Source organism: Vulcanococcus sp. DEBay_Sum22DG08_74, assembly GCF_017852955.1.
In the GTDB taxonomy this organism is placed as follows: domain Bacteria; phylum Cyanobacteriota; class Cyanobacteriia; order PCC-6307; family Cyanobiaceae; genus Vulcanococcus.
This window is the reverse complement of the sequence record NZ_JAFMKL010000135.1, coordinates 1-4,016: the sequence shown is the minus strand read 5'-3', so window position 1 is coordinate 4,016 and position 4,016 is coordinate 1. Positions and strand designations below refer to the sequence as shown.

Below are 4,016 nucleotides of genomic sequence, written 5' to 3'. Positions count from 1 at the left end.
TTGCCCGAGCCGCTGCTGGCTACGGCCGCGAAAAGCATCAGCTCCGGGCTCCAGCAGATCGCACGCCAGTCGTTACTCGTCGCGGCGGTGCGGCCATTCCAAGAGGCAACGACCCAGGGAGAAATTGAAATGCCTGTTGGTCCGGCTGGTCCGGCTGGCCCGGCTGGCCCGGCTGGTCCGGCTGGCCCGGCTGAGCCGACTGGTCCCTCTAAGCCTTCCGCCACCAGGGCGCCGTCGGTCTTTACCTGGACGGGGACTTCGGTTCCGTCAGCTGTGAGTCCTGTGAGTAGGGCCATTCTTTAAAAGCGGAGACGTCCAAAATTGCCAACTCGAATAACAGGGATACTGAACCCATCAGGGCGTTCAAACCCAGGAGACCGATAACGATCGTTCGGTAGGTCGTCTGGCAAATCAGCCCAAAAGTCCAACGACCACCTTTCGCCTGAGACCTTGAACCAGCGGAGGTTCCACAGGCGCGGGCTGAACTTGAGCACCCCTGTCCGGAGAGATGCAGACAATCCAGTTCCAAGTCGGTAAGCCTCTCCTTCGGGGTGTCCATAGACCTTGATCGTCCCAAGGAAACGTCCGTTGATGTTTTCAGCCCAGAGCAGGCCGTAGCTGAATTTCCAGCAAGAAGAGACGGGGGAAGTCTGTTGAACCCAGACTTCCAGCCCGTCTTGAGGGGGAACCTCGATCGGCCCAATGGTCACCTCTTTGTCGGTGGGGCCGACGGTGGCAGAGCCGATCAGCTTCCAGACCATCAGGGAGTGGTCCCGGGGATGGAGGTGTAACGCGTGCCGGTCTCCGAGAAGAGATCGACCAGCATCTTGGCCGAGCCAACAACGAAGGCATGAAGATCCGTGAAGGCACCTTCGTAAGTGAACTGACGGGTCTCTTCACCAGGAAGGCCAGCATCAGACACCAGCACAAACGGCTTGCCAGGAATGGCGTTGCCCTTGCGGCGGCCCGGGTCATAGATGAAATCTTTGACCGTTGCGGCCCGGGTGTAAGTGGCCTCGCTGTTCATGTAGTAGTGAACAGAGGAACCTTTGACGGTTGCCTGCTTGTTAACGACGGAAGCAGAAGCCTCCGTCAAGCCGGTGGTGTCGCAGAAGTAATCAAGGTTGCCGAACTTGTCCCAGATCTTGAGACCGTTGTTGGTATCAATCCAAATCTTTGCGTAGCTCATGGTGTTGGAGCGGTAGAGGGGCCGACGGGGCCATAAATGGTCCCTTGCTGAGAAACCACCGTGACGTAATCGAACACGGAGTTCTCAATGGAGCAGACGTAGGCCATCAGGGCCTGAAGGGAACCGCTGACGCGAGCGGTGTAAGAACCGACGCCGGTAAGCACCTCGACCGCTTGACCAGCAGCGGCCTGGCTAGATCTGCTGGTGGAGTACTTCTTGACGGAGAAGGTGGTGGCCTTCACCGATGTGGAGGTGCCGCCGATTTTGTTGACTCGTGAGTGGCCAGTGCGGCTGATCGATTCGGTAACCGCTTGGCAGTAGCTGGATGTAGCACCACTCAGAGCGAAGGTCTGCTCCAGGTTTCCGCGTGCTGCGGTGATGCTGCCACCGGGATAAGCCAGGGTCATGTCCTTCCGCCATTGAAAGTCAAGGGAAGAACCGGCCGCTGGCACTGTTGGCCGCGTCGCAAAGCGCGGCGTAGGTGTCATGGTCATGCCGAAAAGGCTGTCTACACCTACATTCTTACCGTGAGACGCAAGCTTGGAAACCGTCGACTACCGGTCTCGGGAATTTAAGCCGCTGGCAGTAACGGCATTCCGTTGGGGTCACTTCGTTTGGTCACCCGCAGGTATTGCTGCCTCAGCTCTCCGGCGACACGCCGTTCCACCCGCATCGTTCCTGTCTGTCCGTATCTCGGATCACTGCTGCCGGTGATAACCCAATCACCGATCGCATCAGGGTTAACGCCTGCCACCGCGCCAGCATGGCGAATAACCCGCTTTCCTTCGTCAGCGTCGAGAGCCCACACCTTGAGTTGCCCCCAAGGGCCGTTCTCGTGGCTAACGATGACTGGGCCGGCCTGCCAAGAAAAGTCGCGCCAATGAGCGCCATGCCCAACAAGATCGGTGCCGGACTGATCCCGGTAACGGAGAAACTTCCGCAGCGGCCTAGACCCCTGGGGGCTCGGTGCATCGGAAACGAAATTGACCGTGACCAGCTCACCGGATCCACGCGGATGGCGGCAGATCGGCTGCCGTAGTTCCTTGTGATATTGGAAAAGGTCGGCCAATGCGTCCAGCCGGGTCAGCACCGCATCGATGCCGGGAGCTTCGAGATAGGTGCTCGAACGCTTGACGGGCATCAGGTATCCATGCTCATCCCGCTCGCACACTCCGTGAATGGAATAGGAGCCAGCCGGATAGGGCCTCTCGAACAGTTCTTCGAGCGCTTTGTTCACAACTGCAGCGGCAACACCAGCAGCCGCAGCACGAAGCAACGGCGCCCACCATGGTTCGCTCCCATCAGGTGGAACCGGATCAGGAACAGGGAAGTTCACCGGACCACCACCACCGCCACCACCGCCGTCGTAGTAGATGGTCGGCGCAAAGTTGCAACCGCCAATGACTCCGCCGCTTGCTCTGGTCTGGGGCGCCGCAGGTTCCATCAGCCACACACCACCAACCTCGCCGGCAGGGCCCACGGCCCAGCCCTGGAAGTCCACGTTGATCTCGCAACCGCTTGTCGGATCAGTGTGGGTGTAGGTCGGCGGATCCGGCGGCAACCCAGGCGGCAAAGAGCCTCCTGAACATCCGTCGATTAAATAGACATCAACAACAGGATTCGCAAAGTAAGAAATTAAGTTGAAAGAGAAAAGAGCGCCGCCAGTTTCTATCGCTGACACCTGCAACAAAATCCCATCCGATCCATAAGGACCAGCATGTGTAATCCCTGTTATTTCTGAAAAGCGTTGAGCACCTCCAACAGCGTCAAAAGTATTCCCGTCTGTCTCTTTGCTGAAGATGCGCGAGCCTGTTGAAGATGTAGCGCAGGAGGAACCCGGAACCTCTGAAGTGGGACCATTGCCATTCACGTCCCAAGTGCAACCGACTGTGGCCGCAAAACCCGCCAGTCCTGCACTGACTGCTAGTGCTTCTCCAACCGGTGTTGGCTCGATCAGGCTGATGGCTGTCAGCAACGGCGCGGTGCTGCCGTAGGCAGCGAGCACGTTGCAGAGTGCGCCGCCTGCGGCGTCACCGAGAACCGACTGAAAGGAATCCATTCCTACGGGCTGAACGGAACCAGTCTGAATCCCATTGGTCCGTCTGCCAAATCGCAATCAGCTGGCCCAGGTGCACAGGGTCGATCCAATCCACCTCATAGGTGGTCGGAGCCCTTGGATCGCTCAGCTCTAAAACCCGGAAGCGAGCCATCCCCATGGCCTTCAGCTGCTCCCGGTGTTCATGGACCCAAGCCAGGAACTGAAAGGCGATCGGGAACACGTGCTTCAAAACCCAGGCCCGGAGCCGCTTCGTCCAGAACCACCATTGGTGCGGGATCAGCGCTTCGTGCTCACCGCCAACCCACTGAGCACAATCCCCGGAGCCCTTTGTCATGTACTTGCTCAGGTATGCGCGAACCGACTTCTTCACTTGCTGCACGTTCCCAGCGCACCTCAGATCAGGCACGGGAACTCCTGCGGTGGCTAGCCCCGCAGCTATCACGCCGTCTAACTGCTCTCGACTCAGAGCCCAACCACTTCGTCGGTCTTTCCGGCCTTGAAATACGACGTGCCAGTGCGGGCAGGGACGGCCTTCTGCGCGTGACCGTTTTGGTTGAAGCTCTGCCACGCCAACCACAAGGTCTGGGAGCCCTGCCTCTCTCAAGAGCCGGCTTAGTTCCTTCCGCACTCGATCCTGAAAGGCCGGGAGTGTCCCCAAACGAGCCAGATCGGTCAGTGATTCGGTGGGAAGCGAGATCGTCCAGAAGCTGAGTAGCGGTCGCATTTCTTCCAGGAGCGCCAAAGCGCGCCAAACATTCTTCCTTCCGG

At 58.9% G+C, this 4,016-nt stretch carries 4 protein-coding genes; all 4 read right to left on the bottom strand.

Annotated features, from left to right (window positions below; all coding sequences use genetic code 11):
• Positions 1-299 precede the first annotated feature (299 nt).
• The 4 genes from QZ184_RS10600 to QZ184_RS10585 all read right to left on the bottom strand — a co-directional run bounded on the left by QZ184_RS10600 (position 300) and on the right by QZ184_RS10585 (position 3,248).
• Positions 300-761, bottom strand: coding sequence for a hypothetical protein (locus QZ184_RS10600; RefSeq protein WP_296419536.1), 462 nt, complete (start codon positions 759-761; stop codon positions 300-302).
• Positions 761-1,189: a hypothetical protein gene (locus QZ184_RS10595; protein ID WP_296419534.1), complete on the bottom strand. Its 429-nt coding sequence runs from the start codon at positions 1,187-1,189 to the stop codon at positions 761-763. The genes QZ184_RS10600 and QZ184_RS10595 overlap by 1 nt, the downstream gene beginning before the upstream one ends.
• A complete protein-coding gene (locus QZ184_RS10590; protein WP_296419532.1) occupies positions 1,186-1,596 on the bottom strand; it encodes a hypothetical protein in 411 nt (136 codons plus the stop codon). Before QZ184_RS10590 ends, QZ184_RS10595 begins: the two co-directional genes overlap by 4 nt.
• A gap of 164 nt (positions 1,597-1,760) precedes the next feature.
• The gene (locus QZ184_RS10585) at positions 1,761-3,248 is read right to left on the bottom strand and encodes a hypothetical protein (protein ID WP_296419530.1); all 1,488 of its coding nucleotides are present in this window, start codon (positions 3,246-3,248) and stop codon (positions 1,761-1,763) included.
• Positions 3,249-4,016: the final 768 nt, after the last annotated feature.